General features: G+C 63.0%; 25 protein-coding genes and 1 pseudogene. 14 read left to right on the top strand and 12 right to left on the bottom strand.

Going from position 1 to position 21,310, the window contains the following annotated elements; translation table 11 throughout:
* The first annotated feature begins 43 nt into the window (after positions 1 to 43).
* On the top strand, positions 44 to 1,276 hold the full coding sequence (locus AC0L37_RS05110) for an aminotransferase class V-fold PLP-dependent enzyme (protein WP_282221802.1): 1,233 nt from the start codon (positions 44 to 46) through the stop codon (positions 1,274 to 1,276).
* Between the two features lie 199 nt (positions 1,277 to 1,475).
* Positions 1,476 to 2,390: a DMT family transporter gene (locus AC0L37_RS05105; RefSeq protein ID WP_212657346.1), complete on the top strand. Its 915-nt coding sequence runs from the start codon at positions 1,476 to 1,478 to the stop codon at positions 2,388 to 2,390.
* 6 nt (positions 2,391 to 2,396) lie between these two features.
* On the opposite strand, the gene AC0L37_RS05100 is transcribed toward AC0L37_RS05105, so the two are convergent.
* From AC0L37_RS05100 to AC0L37_RS05090, 3 genes are all read right to left on the bottom strand, one after another.
* The gene (locus AC0L37_RS05100; RefSeq protein WP_269369092.1) at positions 2,397 to 2,801 is read right to left on the bottom strand and encodes a DUF2147 domain-containing protein; all 405 of its coding nucleotides are present in this window, start codon (positions 2,799 to 2,801) and stop codon (positions 2,397 to 2,399) included.
* Positions 2,798 to 3,190 (bottom strand): DUF2147 domain-containing protein, encoded by a 393-nt coding sequence (locus AC0L37_RS05095; RefSeq protein WP_282221803.1) that lies wholly within the window; start codon positions 3,188 to 3,190, stop codon positions 2,798 to 2,800. Before AC0L37_RS05095 ends, AC0L37_RS05100 begins: the two co-directional genes overlap by 4 nt.
* Before the next feature lie 260 nt (positions 3,191 to 3,450).
* A complete protein-coding gene (locus tag AC0L37_RS05090; protein ID WP_282221804.1) occupies positions 3,451 to 3,900 on the bottom strand; it encodes a GNAT family N-acetyltransferase in 450 nt (149 codons plus the stop codon).
* Positions 3,901 to 4,010: 110 nt separating this feature from the next.
* Between AC0L37_RS05090 and AC0L37_RS05085 the strand changes: the two genes are divergently transcribed.
* From AC0L37_RS05085 to AC0L37_RS05075, 3 genes are all read left to right on the top strand, one after another.
* Positions 4,011 to 4,610 (top strand): thymidine kinase, encoded by a 600-nt coding sequence (locus AC0L37_RS05085; protein ID WP_212657342.1) that lies wholly within the window; start codon positions 4,011 to 4,013, stop codon positions 4,608 to 4,610.
* Positions 4,611 to 4,669: 59 nt separating this feature from the next.
* Positions 4,670 to 5,002 carry an acyl-CoA thioesterase gene (locus AC0L37_RS05080; RefSeq protein WP_269369451.1) on the top strand — a complete coding sequence of 111 codons (333 nt, stop codon included), beginning with the start codon at positions 4,670 to 4,672 and terminating at the stop codon, positions 5,000 to 5,002.
* A 241-nt stretch (positions 5,003 to 5,243) separates the two neighbouring features.
* Positions 5,244 to 5,906, top strand: a complete 663-nt coding sequence (locus tag AC0L37_RS05075; RefSeq protein WP_473314508.1) for an SH3 domain-containing protein — start codon at positions 5,244 to 5,246, stop codon at positions 5,904 to 5,906.
* Between the two features lie 185 nt (positions 5,907 to 6,091).
* On the opposite strand, the gene AC0L37_RS05070 is transcribed toward AC0L37_RS05075, so the two are convergent.
* Both AC0L37_RS05070 and AC0L37_RS05065 read right to left on the bottom strand, forming a co-directional pair.
* A complete protein-coding gene (locus tag AC0L37_RS05070; protein ID WP_137152574.1) occupies positions 6,092 to 6,304 on the bottom strand; it encodes a cold-shock protein in 213 nt (70 codons plus the stop codon).
* Positions 6,305 to 6,492: 188 nt separating this feature from the next.
* Entirely contained in the window at positions 6,493 to 6,978 is a 486-nt protein-coding gene (locus tag AC0L37_RS05065; protein ID WP_282221806.1) for a MarR family winged helix-turn-helix transcriptional regulator, read from the bottom strand.
* Positions 6,979 to 7,089: 111 nt separating this feature from the next.
* Here AC0L37_RS05065 and AC0L37_RS05060 point away from each other — a divergent pair, with 111 nt between their 5' ends.
* The 4 genes and pseudogenes from AC0L37_RS05060 (at position 7,090) to AC0L37_RS05045 (ending at position 11,722) form a co-directional block, all read left to right on the top strand.
* The gene (locus tag AC0L37_RS05060; RefSeq protein WP_282221807.1) at positions 7,090 to 8,169 is read left to right on the top strand and encodes an HlyD family secretion protein; all 1,080 of its coding nucleotides are present in this window, start codon (positions 7,090 to 7,092) and stop codon (positions 8,167 to 8,169) included.
* Positions 8,170 to 8,238: 69 nt separating this feature from the next.
* Positions 8,239 to 9,264: an FUSC family protein gene (locus AC0L37_RS05055; RefSeq protein WP_269369087.1), complete on the top strand. Its 1,026-nt coding sequence runs from the start codon at positions 8,239 to 8,241 to the stop codon at positions 9,262 to 9,264.
* A gap of 102 nt (positions 9,265 to 9,366) precedes the next feature.
* A pseudogene (locus AC0L37_RS05050) lies at positions 9,367 to 9,740 on the top strand (hypothetical protein).
* A 365-nt stretch (positions 9,741 to 10,105) separates the two neighbouring features.
* Entirely contained in the window at positions 10,106 to 11,722 is a 1,617-nt protein-coding gene (locus AC0L37_RS05045; RefSeq protein ID WP_473314505.1) for a heavy metal translocating P-type ATPase, read from the top strand.
* A gap of 24 nt (positions 11,723 to 11,746) precedes the next feature.
* Here AC0L37_RS05045 and AC0L37_RS05040 read toward each other — a convergent pair whose 3' ends face one another.
* The 4 genes from AC0L37_RS05040 to AC0L37_RS05025 all read right to left on the bottom strand — a co-directional run bounded on the left by AC0L37_RS05040 (position 11,747) and on the right by AC0L37_RS05025 (position 14,536).
* Positions 11,747 to 12,607, bottom strand: coding sequence for a hypothetical protein (locus tag AC0L37_RS05040; RefSeq protein ID WP_282221809.1), 861 nt, complete (start codon positions 12,605 to 12,607; stop codon positions 11,747 to 11,749).
* Positions 12,604 to 12,996 carry a hypothetical protein gene (locus tag AC0L37_RS05035; RefSeq protein ID WP_269369085.1) on the bottom strand — a complete coding sequence of 131 codons (393 nt, stop codon included), beginning with the start codon at positions 12,994 to 12,996 and terminating at the stop codon, positions 12,604 to 12,606. The genes AC0L37_RS05040 and AC0L37_RS05035 overlap by 4 nt, the downstream gene beginning before the upstream one ends.
* A 125-nt stretch (positions 12,997 to 13,121) precedes the next feature.
* Positions 13,122 to 14,105 (bottom strand): NAD(P)/FAD-dependent oxidoreductase, encoded by a 984-nt coding sequence (locus AC0L37_RS05030; protein ID WP_282221810.1) that lies wholly within the window; start codon positions 14,103 to 14,105, stop codon positions 13,122 to 13,124.
* On the bottom strand, positions 14,102 to 14,536 hold the full coding sequence (locus AC0L37_RS05025) for a DUF3429 domain-containing protein (protein WP_212657333.1): 435 nt from the start codon (positions 14,534 to 14,536) through the stop codon (positions 14,102 to 14,104). Before AC0L37_RS05025 ends, AC0L37_RS05030 begins: the two co-directional genes overlap by 4 nt.
* A 521-nt stretch (positions 14,537 to 15,057) precedes the next feature.
* Between AC0L37_RS05025 and uvrB the strand changes: the two genes are divergently transcribed.
* The gene (uvrB, locus tag AC0L37_RS05020; protein WP_473315334.1) at positions 15,058 to 17,400 is read left to right on the top strand and encodes an excinuclease ABC subunit UvrB; all 2,343 of its coding nucleotides are present in this window, start codon (positions 15,058 to 15,060) and stop codon (positions 17,398 to 17,400) included.
* A gap of 163 nt (positions 17,401 to 17,563) precedes the next feature.
* On the opposite strand, the gene AC0L37_RS05015 is transcribed toward uvrB, so the two are convergent.
* Both AC0L37_RS05015 and AC0L37_RS05010 read right to left on the bottom strand, forming a co-directional pair.
* On the bottom strand, positions 17,564 to 17,920 hold the full coding sequence (locus AC0L37_RS05015) for an endonuclease domain-containing protein (RefSeq protein ID WP_282221811.1): 357 nt from the start codon (positions 17,918 to 17,920) through the stop codon (positions 17,564 to 17,566).
* A 412-nt stretch (positions 17,921 to 18,332) separates the two neighbouring features.
* Positions 18,333 to 18,455 (bottom strand): hypothetical protein, encoded by a 123-nt coding sequence (locus tag AC0L37_RS05010; protein WP_282221812.1) that lies wholly within the window; start codon positions 18,453 to 18,455, stop codon positions 18,333 to 18,335.
* Between the two features lie 141 nt (positions 18,456 to 18,596).
* On the opposite strand from AC0L37_RS05010, the gene AC0L37_RS05005 reads away from it, so the two are divergent.
* The 4 genes from AC0L37_RS05005 to AC0L37_RS04990 all read left to right on the top strand — a co-directional run bounded on the left by AC0L37_RS05005 (position 18,597) and on the right by AC0L37_RS04990 (position 20,642).
* Positions 18,597 to 18,935 (top strand): hypothetical protein, encoded by a 339-nt coding sequence (locus tag AC0L37_RS05005; protein ID WP_269369071.1) that lies wholly within the window; start codon positions 18,597 to 18,599, stop codon positions 18,933 to 18,935.
* A gap of 424 nt (positions 18,936 to 19,359) precedes the next feature.
* The gene (locus AC0L37_RS05000; RefSeq protein ID WP_282221813.1) at positions 19,360 to 19,566 is read left to right on the top strand and encodes a YgaP family membrane protein; all 207 of its coding nucleotides are present in this window, start codon (positions 19,360 to 19,362) and stop codon (positions 19,564 to 19,566) included.
* Between the two features lie 92 nt (positions 19,567 to 19,658).
* A complete protein-coding gene (locus tag AC0L37_RS04995) occupies positions 19,659 to 20,033 on the top strand; it encodes a hypothetical protein (RefSeq protein WP_282221814.1) in 375 nt (124 codons plus the stop codon).
* A gap of 102 nt (positions 20,034 to 20,135) precedes the next feature.
* Positions 20,136 to 20,642 (top strand): pyridoxamine 5'-phosphate oxidase family protein, encoded by a 507-nt coding sequence (locus AC0L37_RS04990; RefSeq protein ID WP_269369066.1) that lies wholly within the window; start codon positions 20,136 to 20,138, stop codon positions 20,640 to 20,642.
* A gap of 92 nt (positions 20,643 to 20,734) precedes the next feature.
* Here AC0L37_RS04990 and AC0L37_RS04985 read toward each other — a convergent pair whose 3' ends face one another.
* Positions 20,735 to 21,223, bottom strand: coding sequence for an Lrp/AsnC family transcriptional regulator (locus AC0L37_RS04985; RefSeq protein WP_269369449.1), 489 nt, complete (start codon positions 21,221 to 21,223; stop codon positions 20,735 to 20,737).
* Between the last annotated feature and the right edge of the window lie 87 nt (positions 21,224 to 21,310).

The following is a 21,310-nucleotide window of genomic DNA, read 5'->3' as shown; positions in this document are numbered from 1 at the left end:
ACCTTGCTCTACCAATCGGGGACACTCCGACTGGATCAGCCTCATGACCTCCCTGCCTCTCGACCCGGCCCGCATTCGCGCGCAGTTCCCCGCTTTTTCCGAACCGTCCCTGCAGGGGCAGGCCTTTTTCGAGAACGCCGGCGGCTCCTATACCGCCCAGGCTGTGCTGACCAAGCTCGATCACTATTATCGCGCCACCAAGCTGCAGCCCTATGGCTTTTACCCGGCCTCCCAGGCCGCTGGCGCAGCCATGGATCTCAGCTTCGAGCGCATCGCCCAGGCGCTCAATGTCTCGAGCGACTGGATCCATTTCGGCCCATCTTCCTCGATCAACACCTATGTGCTGGGCAAGGCCTTCGGCGAGCATCTCCAGTCCGGCGACGCCATCATCGTCACCAATCAGGATCACGAGGCCAATACCGGCGCCTGGCGCAAACTGGCCAGCCTGGGCATTGAAGTGCGCGAATGGGCCGTCGACAGCCAGACCGGTCGCCTCTCGCTGGACGCACTTGATGCCCTGCTCGACGCCAAAGTCCGCTTCGTCGCCGCGCCGCACTGCTCCAATGTCGTCGGCGAAATCAACCCGGTGGCCGAGATCGCCGCCCGCGCCAAGGCCGTTGGCGCGCGCACCATCATTGATGGCGTTAGCTATGCCCCCCACGGTCTGCCCGATCTGGCCGCGCTCGGCGTCGATATCTATTTCTTCTCCGCCTACAAGGTTTTCGGCCCCCATCAGGGCATCATGGCCGTTCGGCCCGAACTGGCCATGGCGCTGCCCAATCAGGGCCACTTCTTCAATGACGCCAAGCCACGCTATCGCCTGACTCCGGCGGGTCCTGACCATGCCCAGATCGCCGCATCTTCGGGCATTGCCGATTACCTCGAAACCGTCGCCGAGATTGCCGGCAACAGCGTGCCCGGCGACAACGCCTTCCGCCGCGCCCATGCCGCCATGCGCGCCCAGGAAGTCGCCCTGTCTGCCCCGCTGCTCGATTACCTGCGCCAGAAAAACACGGTGCGCATCATCGGCCCCGCCGATCCGGAACTGCGCGCTCCCACCATCGCCCTGCTGCTTGATGAACCCGGCGCCGCCGTCGCGGCCCGCCTGGCCAATCACGGCGTCATGGCCGGTGGTGGTCACTTCTATGCCTGGCGTCTGATGCAGGCCCTTGGCATCGAACCCAATCACGGCGTGCTGCGTCTCTCCTTCACGCACTACACCACCCCCGCCGAAATCAATCAGCTCATCACCGCCCTTGACGCTGAGCTGAAATAGCAAAACCCATCTGCCATCACCGGCCTCCAAACGGGCCGAAACGGGCTTGATCGCCTGCTCCCGCCAGACAGAACCTTCCCCTTGACGGGGAAGGCCGGAGGCGGTGAACCCCAGGCCCAAACCGATCCGTTCACTGCCGCCACTCGCTACAAGCGAGGGGCCACCTGACCTTCAAGAACTCCAGACACAAAGCCAACCCATGTCCCGCCCCGTCGCCACCCTGTTCCTGCTCACCTGCACCATTTTGTGGGGTCTGGCATTCATCGCCCAGAAATCAGCCATGGATTCCATGGGGCCGCTGACCTTTTCGGGTCTGCGCTACATCATTGGCGGCCTGGCTGTGCTGCCCGTGGCGCTGCTGTTTGAACGCGGTCGCAGCAAGCGCGTTGAACCGCTCAATGCACAACACTGGTGGCTGATCATCGGCGTCAGCCTGGTGTTCTTCCTGGGCTCGGCGCTCCAGCAGGTCGGGCTGATCTACACCACCGTCACCAATGCGGGCTTCCTCACCGGGCTCTATGTTTTCTTCGTGCCCTTTCTGGGCTTTGTGCTGTTCCGCACCCGCCCCCACGCCATCATCTATGTCTGCGTGCCCATGGCATTGCTGGGCATCTATTTCCTCAATGGCGGTGGCCTGGACAGCTTCAATGGCGGCGATGGCCTGATGGTGATTGGTGCAGTATTCTGGGCCCTTCACGTGATCCTGCTCGGGCTGACCGCCCGTGCGACCGGCCTGCCCATTTTCGTGTCCGCCATCAGTTTCCTGATCGCCGGATGCATTGGGGTGGCATTGGCCTTTGTATTCGAGCAGCCCAATCTCGCCGACATCCAGGCCGGGTGGATGGAACTGGTCTATACCGGCATTCTCTCAACGGCTGTGGCCTTCACCTTCCAGGCAATCGGCCAGCAATATGTGCCACCCGCCAATGCCGCCATCATCCTGTCTGCCGAGAGCCTGTTTGCCGCACTGGGCGGTGCGCTGATCCTGGGCGAGCGCCTGCCGGTCATCGGTTATGCCGGTGCCGCGCTGATCTTTGCCGCCATTCTGGCAGTGGAGGCCCTGCCCCCGCTCTGGGAGCGCCGCCGCATGCACATCCCGCGCAATACCAACTAACCGGCGCTAATCGGCCATCCGGTACATCTGGTAGGTCTTGCAGATAATGCCGAACACGCAGCCACGCAGCGTGATCTGATCTTCGCTGACCTGGGTGATCGTCCCGGCTGCCGACTGCCCGTAAATATGCAGGTCGCCCTTCCATGTGTTGGGGCCCGTCTGCGGCGCGTGGTCGATCATCAACGTATTGAGATAGGGCAGATTGTCCGGACTGTCGGCCCCATTCCCCAGCCAGATCAGCGTGCCGCACAACGCAGTGCCCGCTGCCCCGCACAATTCCACGCTATAGCGGGAATCCCGCATCTCGATTTCCCAGATGCCCACTGGCGAGGCCGCCAGCGCCGCCGGGACACTGAGCAGACTGGCAACACCGATTGCCGCAAGGCGACGAAACCCCCGAGCTGTCATCATTCGCTGTACTTGAACATTTCGTAGCTCTTGCAGACCACCAGGAATGCACAGCCCTGCAAGGTCATCTGCGTTTCGCTGCGCTGGGTGATCGTGCCCGTCATCTTGTAACCGAACAACTGCATGGCGCCCTTCCAGCGATTGGGGCTTGTCTGCTTGATCCCATTGGCCACCGGGGCATTGAGAAACGGTTTGTACTGCTCGTTATAGTCGACATCAGACAACCAGACCAAGGTGCCACAGAGCTGCGTGCCGTCTCCACACAGCGCCAGCTGGATACGGGTATCGCGCGACTCCAGCTCCCACACGCCATTGGGCGATGCATGGGCCGCCCCCGCGCTACTGGCCAACATCATCAGGCTGGCCGCAATGCCGAGCATGTTTCGCACCATAATTGATCTCCTCAATTCCATGGGTCTGTCCCCATAATGGTTTTGCCCGGCTGAACCCCAGCTGAACATGGCCGTCATACGCCCGTCATGCGTGCCCAATAGCCTGACAAGTGTCCCGGCTCTATCCCCATAGGCCCGGACGTGCCGCGCCCCACGTTCCCCAACGTCGCGCCCGGCCTTTTGGAGAGCGCGGCCGCCAACCCCAGCTCTCTGTGCCGATCAGATCGGTTTGGGCCGCCCCTGTGGCGGCCTTTTTTTGCCTAGGGCCGCGCCATGTTGATGGTAACGACGGGAGTGCCCATCTCCGTTGCGTCCGCCCGATCGACCTCCTGCCAGCCACGCGCAGCATAAAACTGACGCGCGCGCGCGTTGAAAGCCCGCACCTCGAGCCGGCGGGCGCCGCCCTCCTCGGCTGCTGCCATCATCACTCGGCCTACCCCGCTGCCGATCTGATCGGCAGCGACATGGATGGCGTGCAGATAATCGCCTTCGAGATGGTACATGCCAACGATGTCATGACCACGCACCGCCACCTGCATGTGCGACACGAACTCATCCACATAGTCATTCGCTGGCAGTTCGCGTTCGAACCGCTCTCTTGATGGGGCGCTGACATGGGGGCCCCAATGCGTACGCCAGGACCGGTGCAGCAGATCTTTGAGCGCCTCGGCGTCGCGCGCCTGCGCGGGGCGAATAGAGATTTCGGGCATTCTCGCCTCGCAATGAACTGTTGATGTTTGGCCTCGGCGCTTCTAGCGCACGCGGCCACAGTCTATTGCCTAGGCAGACAACGCCGCAACCTGCGAGAACCCTGCCCGCAATGGCCAAGCTGTATTTCTCCTATGCCGCAATGAATGCCGGCAAGTCCACCTTGCTGCTGCAGGCGGCGTACAACTACCGCGAGCGCGGCATGCGACCGCTGCTCTATACCTCCTCGCTCTACGTCGAGAACGGCATTGGTCTGATTTCTTCGCGCATCGGCATTTCCGAGCCAGCCGAACTCTATTCGGCAGAAGACGACCTTTATCAGGACATTCGCGAGCAGCTTGAGGTGGGCAAGGTCGATTGCGTCTTTGTCGATGAGGCCCAGTTCCTCACCGCCGATCAGGTCTGGCAACTCGCCCGCGTCAGCGACCGGCTGAAGATCCCCGTCATGTGCTTTGGCCTGCGCACCGATTTTCAGGGCAAGCTGTTCCCCGGCTCCCTGCAATTGCTTGCCATTGCCGACGTCTTGCGGGAAATTCGCACCATCTGCGAATGCGGCGCCAAGGCCACCATGGTCGCGCGTCAAAGCGCAGACGGCCGCGTTCTGGATCAGGGCGATCAGGTCTCCATCGAAAAATCGGTCTATATCTCGCTGTGCCGCAAGCATTGGGAAGAGGCCATCGGCCGTTGGCCAGCGAAAGGACCTGCGACGTGACCAGCCTGACCGCTTCGAATGAGGAGCCCCTTGGCGCCCTGACCATCCGCACCCTGGCCATGCCCGGCGATACCAATCCGGCCGGTGACATTTTCGGCGGTTGGGTGATGAGCCAGATGGATATTGCCGGCGCCATCGCAGCGGTTGAACGCTCCAAGGGCCGCGTTGTCACAGTTGCGGTCGAAGGCATGACCTTCATCGCCCCGGTCAAGGTCGGCGATGTGCTGTGCGTCTACACCACCATTGAGCGCGTCGGCACTACTTCCATCACAGTGGGGATTGAAGCCTGGGCCCGCCGCAATCGCCTCGATGAGCGGGTCAAGGTCACCGATGGTCGCTTTGTCTATGTCTCGCTGGGCGAAGACGGCAGCAAGCGCCCGATCGACAGCTAAGTCTTACCAAGACGTAAATTCCGTTCAGCCAGCGTTCAGCTAGCCTGTGGTCATTAGGGTCCATCGGCCGGGTCGGGTCGTGCCTTGGCAACAGCGCTAAGTCCCGACACGGATTCGACGAATTCACCCGGCGGGGAACTTTTATCTTCCCCCCACCGTTTCTTAAGCAAATACTAATGTGGCGCCCGCCTGCGTTAACCCGATGACGGGAACCGGTGGGGCGCACTGCGGAGGCACCGAAATGAACCGACATACACGCAAGATGCTGCTCAATATTGCCACTGGTGTCGCCGTCGCGACGACAGCCCTTGTGGTCTTCCTGCCCGCCGCCAATGCCGCGCCCGGTACGGTGACCACCAATGTCAACGTCCGCTCCGGTCCTGGTACAAATTACAGCGTTGTCGATACCGCACGCCGCGGCGAACGCGTCGATGTGCAGCAGTGCCGTGGCTCGTGGTGCTACATTGAAAAATCCGGCCCCGATGGCTGGGTTTCGGCTAACTACCTGACCACCGGCAGCGGCGGCACGGTCAATCCGACCCAGCCCGGCATTTCGTTCGGCTTCCAGATCGGCCCCGATGGCCCGTCCGTCAATTTCGGTGTTGGCGGCAGCCAGACGCCACAGCGCCCTGAACGTCCCCCCGTAGTGGTCGAACCAACCTATGGCGAAGTCTGCTTTTTTGAATACAGCCGCTATCGCGGTCAGAGCTTCTGCCTCGAAGAAGGCCAGGGCAGCCGCAATCTGGGCAGCTGGGCCGACCGCATCTCCTCAATCGAGAACCCCGATGGTCTGAGTGTTCAGGTATGTTCTGACACCAGCTATCGCAACTGCCGCACCTATGCCACCAGCGCCTCCTCGCTGGGTGACTTCGATGATTACATCGTCTCGGTGCGTATCCGCTAAGCGCCTCCAACATCCCATGCAGCAAGGGCGTCCACTCCGGTGGGCGCCTTTTGTTTGGGCGGCAGTCTGAAAAGCCCCTTCAAACGCAAAACGCCGCCCCCAAGGGCGGCGTTTCTGCTTCCAGACAAACCAAAGGCTACCGTGTTTTCAACATCACGGTAGCCTTCGGGACTGTCTAGTAAGAACTAGAGCAGGGTCAGGTTCGTAGCCGAGACCTTGCCGTCACGGCCGGTTTCGAGCTCGTAGGTCACCTTGTCGTTTTCATACAGGCCCTGCAGGCCCGAACGCTGAACAGCGGAAACGTGAACGAAGGCGTCCTTGCCGCCATCTTCAGGCGAAATAAAGCCGAAGCCCTTGGTTGCGTTGAAGAACTTGACGGTACCGGTGATGGTGGACATAGATTTGTATCCTGATAGTAGGCTCGTGTCGCATGCGGACGAGCAGTTGTCCGGTGGCAGCATGCCGGCCGGATAGCACGTTCGCACGAGAGAGAGGGTAGCCACGACCGGCAGAACCGGTATCAGGGCAGCCGACTTAGGCTGAAAACGTATGGCTTTATCACAGGAAACTGTGGCCTTGGCAAGGCTCATTCATCTTGCGCCCTTGCAGACGGCACAGTATCGGCGCCAATCTGTTCGCCCATCGCCGCGATGGTTGCCAGCAGGAAGCGCTGCACCACCAGCAACTCGGCCTCGCTAAACCCGGACCAGGCCTGCGTCATCAGATTGCGGTATTGCGCACGCACCGCCACGATCTCAGGCCGCGCCACCGCCGGACCGGGCTTCAGGGTAATGCCGCGGCGATCGGTGGGGTGTCGCGCCCGCTTGAGCAGCTTGCGCTTTTCTAGCCGATCGATCAGCGCCGTGGTCGAGCCGGTGGAAATCCCCAAAAAACCCGACAGCGCCTTGGCCGAAACCGGCTGCTCGGCCCGCTCCACCCACACCAGACACAGCAGGTCAGTGGCATTGATGCCGATTTCGTCCGCCGTCATGCGGTCGAAACGCTGCACTTCCAGCAGCAGCTTCTGCATCAGGTCACTGGTGCTCGTCTCGGTCGCCCGTTGCTCGGTCACGCTGTCTCTCCAGCTCACGAATTTTTCGCTCTAAAACCATATAGCTCTATTGTAGAGTTATATCAACAGCGCTATATGCGGCCAACCAATTCATTCTGCACAGGCGCCCCGATGACCGATATGACCGCCGAACCAACCGTTCCCGCCCTGCCCGAGCAAGCCCCGACCCCGGCCCAGCCGACCGCCAGAACCGGCAATCCTGCGGCCCGGGCCGGTCTGGTCGTGGTGGCGATTCTGGCAGGCCTGGCCATCTGGTATCCCATGGCCGACCGCAGCACCCCTTTTGCCAGCGGCGCCTCCATCACCGCGCTGGTCACCCAGATCTCGCCCCGCATTTCCGGCCCGGTCAGCGCCGTTCTGGTGCAGGACAATGCCCGTGTCGACGCCGGCCAGCCCCTCTTCACCATTGATGACACCACCTTCCAGATGGATCTGGCCCAGGCCCAGGCTCAGCATGACCAGGTGCTGCAGAGCCTTGGCGCCACCGATGCAGCGGTGGCCGCTGCCGAGGCCCAGCTTGAGCGCATCAAGGTGCAGGCCACCAGCGCCACCCAGGCCCGCGACCGCGCCATCGAGCTGTTCGCCAAGGGCACCATTGCCAGCGCCAAGTTCGATCAGGCCAATGCCGATTACGACAGCGCCCAGGCCGCCATCAATGCAGCCCAGGCCGATCTTGCCCGCGCCAAGGCGCAGGCTGGCCCATCCGGCGAAGCCAACCCGCAACTGCGCAGCGCCACCGCCGCCGTCGAAAAGGCCCGCTTCGCGCTCGACAACACCACCGTGCTGGCCCCCGTGGATGGCTACATCACCAATCTTTCGCTGGCCACCGGCCAGTTCGCTGCTGCCGGTCAGGCAGCCATGACCTTCATCGATCCCAGCACCCAGGCGCTGATCGGCGATTTCCGCGAGAACCAACTGGTCAATGTCGAGCCCGGCGATCCCGTCCAGGTGATCTTCGAAGCGGCCCCCGGCCGGATCTTCGACGGCAAGGTCGAATCCATCGCCTGGGGTATCAGTGCCGGTCGCAACAGCGTCGGCGGGCTGGCCCAGTCCAGCAACGATACCCGCTGGTTCCCCCTGCCCGCAAGATCCCCGTGCGCATCACCCTTGATGACGAAACACTGCCCACCAATCTGCGCCTCGGCTCGGAAGCCAGCATCACCATCTATGCCGATGGCACGACGGGGCTGACCGCCACCATTGCCAAGGGCCTGATGCAGGTCAAATCTTGGCTTGCTGGCCTGAACTGAGGCACCGCCAATGGAACAGCTCACCAAGGTAGATCGCCGTCAGGATCCCAATTTCGCCGTGCGCACCGCGCTCGGCGTCGGCCTGGCCGTGGTGCTGGCCGAACCCATGGGTGTGTCCGTGCCCATGCTGCCCGCCGCCTTTGCCCTGGCCCTGCTCTCGGGCCAGCGCGGCGCCTTTGACCTCAAGCGCGCAGCCCTGCCATTGATCATTCCGGTCCTGGCCTGGATCATCAGCTGGCTGGCCGCCGCAACGGTGGGCGAGCCCTTGCTGTTCACCGCCATGTTCATCGCCTTCAGCGCGCTGGGTCTGGCCCTGATGGTGTTTCGCGGCAGTCTGGGCGGCGTCATCGTCATCCTGATCCCCGCCATGCTGTCGATTGCCGCCGTCACCAGCGATCAGATGCTCATCGCCATGCGCGACAGCATGGCCATGTCCGGCGCCATGCTGGCAGTCATCATCATCGTGCTGAATCTGATCTTTCCGCCGCACACCACCCATATCCATGTGCCGCTGACCGATCCGCACCAGACCGACAGGCCCCTGCTGGATCTGGCCTTGCGCACCGCCATCTTTGCCCCGGTCCTGCTCTATTGCTATGCCACCGCCGACACCAATCTGATCATCATGCCCGTCATGGTGGCCTATGTGCTCGGCCAGACCGACCACACCATGCGCCGTCGCGAAGCCGTCGCCCGCATCTCGGCCACGCTGATCGGCGCCGCCGTGGCCATCGTCATTCTGCTTGCCTATCGCTTCATGCCGCACTGGCCCATGCTGGTTGCCGCCATGACCCTGATGACGCTCTACTTCACCGCCAGGATGTTCGATGGCGCGCGCTCGGCAGTCACCTATCAGTTCGCCTGCTCGGTCACCGCCATCATCGTGATGTCCAGCTTCACCAATCGCGACGCCTTCGAGGTAATTATTCAGCGCGTCGTGCTCAGCACCACCGCCGCAGTGATCGCAATCTGCCTGCTGGCCCTGCTCGAAACCCTGTTCCTGGCACCCCGCCGCAAGGCGGTTCCAGCCGCATGAGCAACCCGCTGGTCACAAGGGAAATTGAGGCATAATCTCGCCAACGCAACGGGCCAGCATCCGTGAGGGACACGGGCGCACCCGCAGCTTTGGGGGGACCAAATGCCACGCATATCCGAGTATTTTTCCGCGCCGCGATCGTGTTTCTGATTGCCGGCATTGCACTGGGCCTGCACATGTCGATCAGCGGCAATCATGCCGTTGCCGGCGCCCACGCCCATATCAACCTGCTCGGCTGGGTCACCAGCGCCCTGTTCGGCGGCTATTTTGCCCTGAACCCGGCCAAGGCGGTCGGTCGCCTGCCTGTAATCCAGTTCTTCATCTACACTGCCGGCGTCATCGTCATGGGCATCTCGCTCTATCTGCTGCTCTCGGGCAATCCCGCGGTTGAGCCCATCGTTGCCGCCAGTTCCATGGTCACCTTCCTGGGCGTACTGATCTTCGCCTGGATCGTCTGGATGCCCGCGCGTCACTGACGCCCCAACTGCGATGCGGGCACATTGCCCGCATCTTGTCGCCCTGTGCGCCTTGCTTGATTCAAGTCACATAACGCGCTTCACCACCATGCTAGTCTGCTCCGATAACGCCCGTCCGCGCCACAGGAGATGGACCCATTTCGCGTCTGACACATCTGCTCCGCCAGCATTATGACACCGTTCTGCTCGCCATCGCGCTGACGGGACTGAGCATCGGCACCGCGCTCTGGTTTACCGGCTTTGGCACCATTGCCGACCTTGCATGGACCCTGGGCACAGCCCCTGTTCTGGCAGGTCTGCTCTGGCAGATCATCATCACGCTACGCCGCGGCGATGTCGGCCTCGATGTCGTGGCGGCCCTGTCCATGTCTGCGGCCCTGGTCTTTGGCGAGCCGCTGGCCGGCAATGTGGTTGCGCTGATGTATTCGGGCGGCCAGTTGCTCGAAACCTTTGCTGCTGGCCGCGCCCGCCAGGAAATGACCGCCCTGCTCGGTCGCGTTGCCCGCACCGCCATGCGCTATGACGGCACCAGGCTGCATGAAGTCGACATCACCGCCATCAGTCCCGGCGATCGGCTGCTGATCCGCCACGGCGAAGTCCTGCCGGTGGATGGTCATGTCGCCGCCGAACAGGCCGAACTCGACATGTCCGCGCTCACCGGCGAATCCATTCCCGTCCACCTGGCCGATGGCGCGGAAGCCCTCAGCGGCTCGACCCTGATCGGCGCGCCCTTTGATCTGGTTGCCAGCCGCCCCGCGGCCGAAAGCACCTATGCCGGTATTGTCCGCTTGGTTGAGGCAGCCCAGTCCAGCAAGGCGCCCATGGCCCGCATGGCCGACCGATATGCCATGGGCTTCTTGCTGCTCACCGTTACCCTGGCCGGCGCGGCCTGGGCCTTTAGCGGCGACCATCTCCGTGCCCTTGCCGTGCTGGTTGTTGCCACGCCCTGCCCGCTCATCCTGGCCGTACCCGTCGCCATCATTTCCGGCATGTCGCGCACCGCCCGCATCGGCGTCCTGGTCAAGAATGGCGGCATGCTCGAAGCGCTGGCCGATGTGCGTACCGCCGTGCTCGACAAGACCGGCACCCTCACCGGCGGGCAGGCCGAAGTCACCGAAATCCGCCCCATGCCCGGCATCACCCAGGACGATGTGCTGCGCCGCGCCGCCAGCCTCGATCAGGCCTCCGGCCACGTCGTCGCCGCCGCTCTGCTACAGGCTGCCGCCGCCCGCAAACTCACCCTTTCGCCGCCCACCAATGCCGTTGAAACCGCCGGCGAAGGTCTGCACGGTCAGATCGACGATCGCACCACAGCCGTGGGCAGCCGCAGCTATGTCATCGCCCAGTTGACCGGCGGTAGCTTTGACCCGCTGACCACCGATCTGCCCATTGATGCCATGACCGTTGCCATTGCTGTGGATGGCCGACCCTTTGGCCTGATTGTCCTGCAGGACCGCATTCGCCCCGACGCGCGCCAATCCCTTGACGCCCTGCGCGCTGCCGGTCTCACCCGCATCATTCTGGCTTCGGGCGATCGCGACGACATCGCCCAGGCCGTCGGCACCGATCTTGGCGTTGATCTTTCCGTCGGCGGTCTGCACCCCGAAGACAAGGTCGCCATTCTGCGGCGCGAAAAAGCCAATAATGCCAAGGTTATGATGGTCGGCGACGGCATCAATGACGCGCCCGCTCTGGCCCTTGCCGATGTGGGCGTCGCCATGGGTGCCCGCGGCGCCGCCGCCTCTTCTGAAGCCGCTGGCATCGTCCTGCTGGTCGACGCCCTGGCCCCGCTGGCCAAGGCCGTCACCATCGCCAAACGCACCCGCCGCATCGCGCTTGAAAGCGTTGTTGTCGGCCTGGGCCTGTCCCTTGCAGCCATGATTGCCGCCGCCCTGGGCTATCTGCCACCCGTGCAAGGCGCGCTGCTGCAGGAGGTCATCGACGTCGCCGTCATCCTCAATGCGCTCAGGGCACTGCGTTAGATGAGCGCCCAGCGGATCCGCCAGCTAGCAATCCACGTCGTCCAGCTTCAATACTATGGTCGTCAGACTGTCAGATAGGCTCATGTCAGGCAGCCCGCCAATGCCGAACGTAATATACATGCACTCGGCGATGCCCGGCTGCAGGATTGGCGTATTCAGGCTGGGATGCGGCGATGTCAGAAATTTGTGCAGATAGACCTTGGTGTATGTCGGTCCTCCCTGCTCACCCACCAGACTATCAATATCCCTGATCAGCTCGTTTATGCCGATCCGGGTGTTTGCCACCACGGGGATGTTCACTTGGGCAGAGCGTCGCCCATCAAGCACACCCAACACCGCATGCCACGAACCGACCCCGGGAAGGTCCGTCAGATCCGCTTCGCGCAAGTCGGAAACCTCGTCGAGCACCACTGCATCCCAGGATGACCGCAAGACGCTGAACTCACTCCCGTTCAGCTGGATGCCTGCCTCTGTCTGCTCTTCCCCATCGGTGACCCGAAGCCACTTATCTGAACGGTCGGCGCTGCTGGCGTTGCGCCGAACCTTCAGCTCGTGTCCACCATCATCTGTGCTCTTGCTTGGAAATGTGCGCGTCACGGCGGCAGCAAAATAGGCTGGCCCGTCATGAGCAGTTGAATTTAACTCAAACCGCAAGCCGCTGAATCTGAACTTGGAGACGTCGAAACACCCGCCACCTTGCAATGACAACACACGATCCGAGTAGTACCGGAGCGCAAGCGTACCAAACCCTGTTCGCAGGAACGCAGTTTCCCTTAGAACTTCGGCTTGCCTGTAGTCTTCGGGACCTGTGCACCGCGCAAAACTAGGCTGCAGGCTAGCCAGTAAAGCGATTAGTATTGCCACCAACATCATCGACGGTTTCATGACCGCTCCTCCATCATGTATGGCACCGCAAAACTCCACACGGCTCCCAGACCAGATACCAGGAACATCAGGTTACTGACGTTGCCGACAGGTGCCTGAAACACCTCCAGAACCAGCCTTTCGGTATCGATGGCGACGACCCAGACGAGAAACGTCAGACAATAAAGTGTCCGGTTTCTAAGCGTGGCGAGTTTGATGAGGTGCGGCGCCAGGAAAAAGAAGAAAGCCGCGAGGATCAGCGCCAGAGAAAACAGGTAATATGCAGAGACACTCATCGTCTCCGCCAGCACGCGCAGCGGCAGATAGGTTGCCGTCAGCTCTGCAGGCAATATCTTGCCAATTCGATCCGCGTAATTGTCAGATTTCAGAGCGTCTCGTGTCGCCGTCACTGCCCCACCTCCAGTTTCTAAACAGGCCGGGAACAGTCAGTATGCTTTTGGCAGAAAAGGAAATCAGTAGGACTACATAGGCGATCTGGAGGCGGCCTCACCACCCCCAGAGTTACTTTGAGGCGCTATTTTGAGGCCCCGATTGCCGCCGCCAGATCCAGCGCGCTGAGCACCACATTCTCCACCCGGCTGCCTGTCGTCCAGTCCCCGCTGGCCGCCAGGCCGCGCGCGCGGTCGATAAAGGGCGGCTCACTATTGTCCTGACGCAGCCGTGCCGATTTCCACCGGTGCGCAGTGCGGAAGCGCGCTGTCGCCGGGTCCAACCAGATTGCAGCGGCCACTGCCCGCTCCAGCGCCGTCTGGATATCGGCCGGATCATCCCCCAGATGGGCCGCTGCCCAGGCGCTGGTGGAATGCGCCACCAGCGTGCCCTTGCTGGCGTCACGGCCGGGCTTGCTCGAATTGAGCGCCACCAGCTCAATGGCGCTATCAGCAACACGCGCCAAGACCCATGGCCGCTCGATTGCCCGACCGAACCCCAGCATCAGCGCATAACATGGCAGCATGGTCGCACGGCGCAGTGGACCATCGGCGGGCGCATGATCGGCAAACAGCGCGACCGTCTGATGCGGCGTCGTGGTTGAAATCACCCAGTCAAATACGCCCAGCGCCACCCCATCAATATCGCTGAGCACCCAGCCTTCGCCCTGCCGCGCACCCAGCGGCGCCACGTCCACCCCGGTGCGCACGCTGACATTGGCCGCCAGCGCCTTGGCCAGACTGTTCATATTGGGCATGCCGACATAATGGATATCGTGCGGGTCCGCCGTGCTCATCATCCCATCGCCGGCAATGCGGGCGATCTTGCCCTCCCACGGCGCCACCGCACCGCTCGCAATCAAGGGCTGCACCAGTGCCGCAAAACGCGGATCGCGTACCGTAAAATACTGTGCACCGTGGTCAAAGGCGAAGCCATCAGCATAGCGCGTCGCCATGCGCCCGCCCACGCCGCGGCCCTTCTCGAACACCACCACATCATGCTGGCTGGCCAGCGCCTGCCCCAGCGTCAGCCCGCCAATACCGGCCCCGATAATCGCAATCCGGCTCATATGCTTATTCCCCAAACCAATAATCCCAGCCCTAGCCCGGCAGTCGCCATCCAGCGCAGACGCCAGAACCAGGGCGCAATCCCGCCGCGCTGCACCAGTCGCCAATCCAGCGCCAGCAATCCCGCCAGCACCAGGGCCAGCCCGACAAACCCGGTCGGCAGCGATACCTGTCCCAGCAGCAGCATGGCCCAGGCCGCCAGTGCCCCGACATTGCTGGTCACCAGCAGATTGAATGGCATCACCCGATAGCGGGCCATGAACAGGCCCCAATGCACGCCGCACACAAAGCTGGCGATCACCGCGCCATAACCCAGCGCCGCAAAGGCCAGCGTGTCGACAAAAACCAGCGGGCGCAGCGCCAGCAGAATCCAGATCGGCGTGATCCCCGCCAGGGTCAGCACAGTGGCAATACGTTGATTGTCGCGGCTCATCGGTCTTCTCGAAATTGCTGAGCGTTCAACCTGTTACGCAGCACGCCCCGCTTTGGGTCACCCGCTACTGCCACGCCCTGTCAGCAGCCCCTGTTTCTTCCGTGGTGGAGACGCGATAGTCTGTGGGGAACATTGCATCTGTGCGCATCGTTCCCCATGTTAATCGCCTCCCCTTGAGCGCGCCTGACAGGCGGAAGCCCCGGTTTCCGGCAGCGCGACAGAGCCAACGCACGGTGTTTTCTTCTATGGCCGATAAATCCGCCCGCCCCGGCAAAGCTGACTTCTCCATCGACGACTTCCTCGGCGAGATCGAGAAGGCCGAGGATATCGCAGCCTCCAAACCGCTCTATGCCGAGCGCATGCGCAATAAGCGCGCGCTGGATCGGGCCGATCAGAAGGTCGCCGCCGATGCCGAGCAGGTGCGTCTGGATGCCGAAAAGGCGCTCAAGGACGCCGCCAAAAAGAAGACCGCGCTGGAAAAGCGCCGCACCACCAAATCCAGCCATGACACCGTCACCGGCATGGCCGCCAAATCGTCTAAAACCAAGATCAATTCCGTCGACCGCGTCGATTTCGAGGGCATGGGCGAGGCCCCCCAGGCCGGCTTTGGCCACGTCCCCTCCTCGGGCGCCTCGGCCAGTGGCGATCCCGAAATAGAGGGCAAGCTGCGCTCCGCCCTGTCCAGCGCCAAGTCCAAATCGGGGTCCTCCAGGACCGTCGAAGGCGCCGCCGTGGGCGTTACCGCCACCGTCAAGGCGCTTGAACAGATCATCCTGCATGGCCGCAAGGAAGTCGAAGGCAGCTCTCCCTGGGTGCCGCACAAGGCCGAGTCCAGGCTCAAGCGCGGCGGCCAGCCCTTCCGCATGGTCACCCCCTACGAGCCGCGCGGCGATCAGCCCACCGCCATTGCAGAACTGGTCGAGGGCGTCAACAATGGCGAGACCGATCAGGTGCTGCTCGGCGTCACCGGCTCGGGCAAGACCTTCACCGCCGCCCAGGTCATCGCCCGCACCAATCGCCCCGCCCTGATCCTGGCGCCCAACAAGACCCTGGCCGCCCAGCTCTATGGCGAGTTTAAATCCTTCTTTCCCGACAATGCGGTCGAGTATTTCGTATCCTATTACGACTACTACCAGCCCGAGGCCTACGTCCCGCGCACCGATACCTATATCGAGAAGGAATCCACCATTAACGAGCAGATCGACCGCATGCGCCACTCGGCCACGCGCGCGATCCTCGAGCGCAATGACGTCATCATCGTCTCCTCGGTCTCGTGCATTTATGGCATTGGCTCGGTCGAAGACTACACCGCCATGACCATCGACGTGCAGAAGGGCGAGAAGATCGACCAGCGCGAGCTGCTCGCCAAGCTGGTGGCCCTGCAATACAAGCGCGGCGATACCGGCTTCGTGCGCGGCACCTTCCGCGTGCGCGGCGATACCGTCGAAATCTTCCCGGCCCACTATGAAGCGGCGGCCTGGCGCGTGTCCCTGTTCGGCAACGAGATCGAGTCGATCACCGAATTCGATCCCCTGACCGGCAAGAAGAGCGCCGATCTCACCTTCATTCGCGTCTTCGCCAATTCCCACCACGTGACGCCGCGCACCACCATGAACCAGGCCATCAAGCTGATCCGCGCCGAGCTCAATGCCCGGCTGCAGGAGCTCAATGGCGGCGGCCGTTTCCTCGAGGCCCAGCGGCTTGAACAGCGCACCCTGTTCGATCTCGAAATGATGGAAGCCACCGGCTCCTGCGCCGGCATCGAGAACTATTCCCGCTACTTTTCGGGCCGCAAGCCGGGCGAGCCACCACCCACCCTGTTTGAATACCTGCCCGACAATGCCCTGGTGTTCGTCGACGAAAGCCACGTCACCATTGGCCAGCTCGGCGCCATGTACAGAGGCGACCTGCGCCGCAAGGCGACATTGGCCGAATATGGCTTCCGCCTGCCCAGCTGCATGGATAATCGCCCGCTGCGCTTTGAGGAGTGGAACGCCATGCGGCCGCAATCGGTCTATGTCTCGGCCACCCCCGGCAGCTGGGAAATGGAGCAGACCGGCGGCGTGTTTGCCGAACAGGTCATTCGCCCCACCGGGCTGATCGATCCCCCGGTCGAAATCCGCCCCGCCAAGGCCCAGGTCGATGACGTGGTCGATGAAATCCGCCAGGTCAACAAGGCCGGCTACCGCACCCTGCTCACCGTCCTGACCAAGAAGATGGCCGAGGATCTCACCGAATATCTGCACGAGCAGGGCATTCGCGTGCGCTACATGCACTCCGATGTCGACACCATCGAGCGCATCGAGATCATTCGCGATCTGCGTCTGGGCGCCTTCGACGTGCTGGTGGGCATCAATCTGCTGCGCGAAGGCCTCGACATTCCCGAATGCGGCTTCGTCGCCATTCTGGATGCTGACAAGGAAGGCTTCCTGCGCTCAGAAACCTCCCTCATCCAGACCATTGGCCGCGCCGCGCGTAACGTCGATGGCAAGGTCGTGCTCTATGCCGACAAGATCACCGGCTCGATGGAACGCGCTTTGGCCGAAACCAGCCGCCGCCGCGAAAAGCAGATCGCCTACAACACCGAACACGGCATCACGCCCCAGTCGGTGCGCTCCAATATTCACGACATTGTCGACAGCGTCGATGAGCGCGACCACGTCACCATCTCCATTGGCAAGGGCAAGGACGGCAAGGAAGTCACCCATGTCGGCGCCAACCTGGCCGCCGTCATCAAGGACATGGAAGCCCAGATGCGCGAAGCCGCGACCAATCTGGAATTCGAGAAGGCCGCAAGGCTCCGCGACGAAGTCAAACGCCTGCGCGAGATGGAACTGGATACGCTGGAGGGTGAGGTCAGCTAACCGCGCGACACCCCCACCCAACCTCCCCTGAAGGGGGAGGGGCCCTCCGTGCCCAATCCCAAATCGCGCCCCACCCCCAATCTGTCCCTCCCCTCCCAGGGGGAGGCTAGGTGGGGGTCCTCTCCGCACACTCAATGCCATCCCTCCCCCTACCAGGGGGAGGCTAGGTGGGGGTCCCCGGCGCCCCCAAAATCCCCATCAACTCCACCCCAACCCCGTCCGCATTGCCCATCACATCATCATTGCTGAACCGCACCACGCGATACCCCAGCCCAGCCAGATACCCCGACCGCCGCGCATCCCGCGCCACGCCGTCGGCCCCATAGTGGCTATCGCCATCAATCTCGAAAATCAGCTTGCTGCGCTTGCAGACAAAATCCACTACAAACGGCCCCATCGGCGCCTGCCGCCGAAAGTGCCAGCCGCTGCTGCGCCAAGGCTCCAGCAACGCCCAGAAGCGCCGCTCGGCGGGCGTCTGGTTCTGCCGCAGGCTACGGGCAAAGGAAACCGGATCGGTCATGACCCCTCCTGCCCCGATTTTAACAAACCGAATGCCGGAAACCACCCCCACCCAGCCTCCCCCTCAAAGGGGGAGGAATTGCCCGGTTCGCATCCACAAATCGCGCCCACCCCAACCCGTCCCTCCCCCTATCAGGGGGAGGCCAGGTGGGGGGCCTCCCCGCACACTCAATGCCATCCCTCCTCCTCCCAGAGGGAGGAGCAGCGCGGCGTTTATCCACCAATCCCGCCCCAACCCCGATCCGTCCCTCCCCCTCCCAGGGGGAGGCTAGGTGGGGGCCACTATGGGATGGAATGAGTTTAGCTAATCCTGGTCGGAGGGATCGGCTATGGGACAGAAAGTTCACGGCAGCGCCACGACCACGCACGCCATCCGGACGGCGATACCGCGATCGGCGGCCCCGCTCAAAGAGCTAGCGGCTCAGCGCGGGCTCGACCAGTGCAATACGGCCCTGATCACCCGCGCCCTCGACGCCCATCCGCCCCTGCAAGCCGAGATCGACGCGGCTATCGCGGCGCGGGGGCGATACTAGCATCGAAGGCCTTTGCTCTCGGCGCCGGGGTGAGACCGGCAGCACCAGCACCACTGCCCCACCACCAAAAAAACCAAAAATATCCCCGCCCCGCGCACCGCTGCTATCCTTTCCGGTTTCATCCCCTTTTTGGAGAAACCAGCCATGTCCGATCCCCTGCCCCGACTGGGCCGCCGCGCCATTCATGCCCATTCCCGCCTGGCGCGCGAGGTCGCCGCGCTCAATTATCTGCTGCGGGTGGCCAAGCCCGCCGGTACGCTGGGCGAGAACGGGCGGCGCAGCCTCAATGACGTGATGCGCGCCGCCAACAAGCTCTATCGGCACGAGCCGGGCCTGCCCAGTTTCCGGCTGATCGACCCGATCAATCCGCTCACCAATGCCGATATTGCCCTGATGGTGACGCGGCTGATCGTGGCCTGTCAGGCCTTTGAGCAACGCTATGCGCATCTGACTGACGCGGCCCTGCCCCCCATGCACGCCTGAAACCCGCACAAAACCCCGGCACCGCGCCACGCGCCGGGGTTTTTGCGCCCAACTTATCCCCGCCCCCGGTCGCCTGTGGCACTCTAATGGGGTTCCCGCCAGTCACCAGTCCCCACGCAGGGCTGGGCGGGAGGGGCCGGGGGATGGGGCGCCATCCAGTGGGGCAAGTGGCAGTCGCGTCTGAAATACCGGCGCAGGCTGAACCACCCCTCGCACAAAACCGGTTCGTGACGGGCGGCCCTTTGGCTCCAGCCACACTATTCTCCAGGTCGAGTCATCGGCCGCCCGTAACCCGTGTCCCGCCAGCGCCCTCCTCGCGCGTGGCGTTATTGGCGCGCGCCGGCGCGCCGCGGTCTTTGTCCCAAATCAAATCCCCCGCCGCCCCGCTCTGCTAGGCTGGTGCCACCACAACAGGAGAGCCGCCATGTTCAAGACCAATGAAAGCACTATCGATCGCGTGCTGCGCGTCGTCGTCGGACTGGCGCTGCTCACCGCCTTCTTCATCTTCCCCGACGCCGGCTGGCGCTGGTTGGCCCTGATTGGCCTGGTGCCGTTGATCACCGGCATTGTCGGCACCTGCCCGCTCTATATGCTGCTGGGCATCTCCACCTGCCCCGTCAAGCGCAGCTGACTTCCACACAAATGGCGGCCGCCCTCACCGCGCCCATCGCGGCCGGTTGAGGGGGCCTTGCATTTGCCCCCCATGGCAGTGCAAATGCACCCATGCGCCTCGGCCCGATCACCCTCATCGCCGCCCTGCTGCTGCTCGCCACTTCGGCGCATGCAGCCCGCACCGCCACGATCAGCGGCACCCCATCGGCCCATGCCAGCCCCGAGGCGAGCGCCGAGATTACCGGCCACCCGCCCACCGGCGCCACCGTCACCATTGAGCACTGCACCGGCGAAGCCGCCGACTTCATCGCCCCCGCGCCCGGCGAGGACACATGGTGCCTCATCCGTGGCCTGGGCTGGATTGCCGCGTCGGGCCTGAGCAATCTGCCCGCCGATCCCCAGACCCTGCTGCCCGACAATGCCGGTTTCGATCCGCTCAAGGAAGCCGCCCCCGCCTGGGACGATCTGCAATCGCCATTCGATTGAACCCGCGCCCGGCGCGCTGGATCACTCCAAACGCAAAAATATCGCGCGCAACCGCTGCCCGCCTCGACCGTTTGCCTCCCAACAGCAAAGGAGGCCACCACAATGGTCAAACCCCATCACGACAATGAAAAAACCCCCGCCGAGGTGCAGGACCGCATCTGGGAACTCGCCGACAAGATCGACATCTGCATGTTCACCACCTGGGATGGCGAGCGCCAGCGCAGCCGCCCGCTCTCGGCCCGCCCGCGTCGCGACGAACATGCCGTGCATTTCCTGGTCGATGAATCCGGCCACAAGAACGAACAGGTCGACAAATACCCCTTCGTCTCCATGGCCTGGGTCGATAACGGCGGCCACAAATATGCAGTGGTGTCGGGCAAGGCCAAACTGAGCAATGACCGCGCCAAGATCACCGAACTATGGAGCGACTGGGACAAGGCCTGGTGGGATGATGCCACCGATCCATCCATCCGCCTGCTCACCGTCACCCCCGAAGACGGCGAACTCTGGGACAGCCCCAATCAGGCTGTCGCGCTGGCCAAGATGGCCTATGCCGCCGTCACCGGCGACGCCCCCGATATGGGCGAAAACGCCAAGGTCGACCTCTGATCAACCCGCGCAAGGCACTCCCCCTGTCGCTCCCTCCCCCTTGTGGGGAGGGCCGGGGTGGGGGCCTCAGCGAGAAAGGCGCGGGTGCTGTCCTACAGCGGCAGCACCCGCGACTGCTTGACCTGCCCGAGCGAAAAACTGCTCTCGATCGAGGCGACGCCGGCGATCTGGGTCAGCCGCTCACGCAAAAACTGCTCATAGGCTTCGAGATCCGCGCACACCACGCGCAGCAGGAAATCGAACTGCCCGGTCATCAGATAGCACTCCATCACCTCGGGCCAGCGGTCGATCGCCGCGCTGAACGCATCCAGTTCCGCCGCCCGCTGCCGTTCAAGCTTGATCGAGATGAACACCGATACCGGCAGGCCAACCGCTTTCTGGTCCACGCTGGCGCTGTATCCAGAAATAATCCCCGCCTGCTCCATCTGGCGTATCCTGCGCAGGCAGGGCGATGCCGACAGCCCCACCCGGTCGGCAATGGCCTGGATGGTCATCCGGCCATCTTCCTGCAGCGCACCGAGGATCTTGCGGTCCACGGCGCTCAATGGCGTTTTGGCAGTTTCCGCCAATTTCCTCTCCATATCTGCGCATAACATGCGCAACTTATCCCCATCAGGGCCAGAATAGACAAGAACCACCGCGCGGCAAGGTGCAATGTCAGACATATT

The organism is Devosia sp. J2-20 (genome assembly GCF_055808475.1).
The sequence above is the reverse complement of the archived record's forward strand: the minus strand, read 5'-3'. Positions and strand labels throughout refer to the sequence as shown.

What these genes read in the sequence shown, in the direction of transcription:
- AC0L37_RS05110 (WP_282221802.1), top strand. Translation starts at nt 44, where the DNA reads ATGACCTCCCTGCCTCTCGACCCGGCCCGCATTCGCGCGCAGTTCCCC.
- AC0L37_RS05105 (WP_212657346.1), top strand. Translation starts at nt 1,476, where the DNA reads ATGTCCCGCCCCGTCGCCACCCTGTTCCTGCTCACCTGCACCATTTTG.
- AC0L37_RS05100 (WP_269369092.1), bottom strand. Translation starts at nt 2,801, where the DNA reads ATGATGACAGCTCGGGGGTTTCGTCGCCTTGCGGCAATCGGTGTTGCC.
- AC0L37_RS05095 (WP_282221803.1), bottom strand. Translation starts at nt 3,190, where the DNA reads ATGGTGCGAAACATGCTCGGCATTGCGGCCAGCCTGATGATGTTGGCC.
- AC0L37_RS05090 (WP_282221804.1), bottom strand. Translation starts at nt 3,900, where the DNA reads ATGCCCGAAATCTCTATTCGCCCCGCGCAGGCGCGCGACGCCGAGGCG.
- AC0L37_RS05085 (WP_212657342.1), top strand. Translation starts at nt 4,011, where the DNA reads ATGGCCAAGCTGTATTTCTCCTATGCCGCAATGAATGCCGGCAAGTCC.
- AC0L37_RS05080 (WP_269369451.1), top strand. Translation starts at nt 4,670, where the DNA reads ATGCCCGGCGATACCAATCCGGCCGGTGACATTTTCGGCGGTTGGGTG.
- AC0L37_RS05075 (WP_473314508.1), top strand. Translation starts at nt 5,244, where the DNA reads ATGAACCGACATACACGCAAGATGCTGCTCAATATTGCCACTGGTGTC.
- AC0L37_RS05070 (WP_137152574.1), bottom strand. Translation starts at nt 6,304, where the DNA reads ATGTCCACCATCACCGGTACCGTCAAGTTCTTCAACGCAACCAAGGGC.
- AC0L37_RS05060 (WP_282221807.1), top strand. Translation starts at nt 7,090, where the DNA reads ATGACCGATATGACCGCCGAACCAACCGTTCCCGCCCTGCCCGAGCAA.
- AC0L37_RS05055 (WP_269369087.1), top strand. Translation starts at nt 8,239, where the DNA reads ATGGAACAGCTCACCAAGGTAGATCGCCGTCAGGATCCCAATTTCGCC.
- AC0L37_RS05045 (WP_473314505.1), top strand. Translation starts at nt 10,106, where the DNA reads ATGTCTGCGGCCCTGGTCTTTGGCGAGCCGCTGGCCGGCAATGTGGTT.
- AC0L37_RS05040 (WP_282221809.1), bottom strand. Translation starts at nt 12,607, where the DNA reads ATGAAACCGTCGATGATGTTGGTGGCAATACTAATCGCTTTACTGGCT.
- AC0L37_RS05030 (WP_282221810.1), bottom strand. Translation starts at nt 14,105, where the DNA reads ATGAGCCGGATTGCGATTATCGGGGCCGGTATTGGCGGGCTGACGCTG.
- AC0L37_RS05025 (WP_212657333.1), bottom strand. Translation starts at nt 14,536, where the DNA reads ATGAGCCGCGACAATCAACGTATTGCCACTGTGCTGACCCTGGCGGGG.
- uvrB (WP_473315334.1), top strand. Translation starts at nt 15,058, where the DNA reads ATGGCCGCCAAATCGTCTAAAACCAAGATCAATTCCGTCGACCGCGTC.
- AC0L37_RS05015 (WP_282221811.1), bottom strand. Translation starts at nt 17,920, where the DNA reads ATGACCGATCCGGTTTCCTTTGCCCGTAGCCTGCGGCAGAACCAGACG.
- AC0L37_RS05010 (WP_282221812.1), bottom strand. Translation starts at nt 18,455, where the DNA reads ATGCTAGTATCGCCCCCGCGCCGCGATAGCCGCGTCGATCTCGGCTTG.
- AC0L37_RS05005 (WP_269369071.1), top strand. Translation starts at nt 18,597, where the DNA reads ATGTCCGATCCCCTGCCCCGACTGGGCCGCCGCGCCATTCATGCCCAT.
- AC0L37_RS05000 (WP_282221813.1), top strand. Translation starts at nt 19,360, where the DNA reads ATGTTCAAGACCAATGAAAGCACTATCGATCGCGTGCTGCGCGTCGTC.
- AC0L37_RS04995 (WP_282221814.1), top strand. Translation starts at nt 19,659, where the DNA reads ATGCGCCTCGGCCCGATCACCCTCATCGCCGCCCTGCTGCTGCTCGCC.
- AC0L37_RS04990 (WP_269369066.1), top strand. Translation starts at nt 20,136, where the DNA reads ATGGTCAAACCCCATCACGACAATGAAAAAACCCCCGCCGAGGTGCAG.
- AC0L37_RS04985 (WP_269369449.1), bottom strand. Translation starts at nt 21,223, where the DNA reads ATGGAGAGGAAATTGGCGGAAACTGCCAAAACGCCATTGAGCGCCGTG.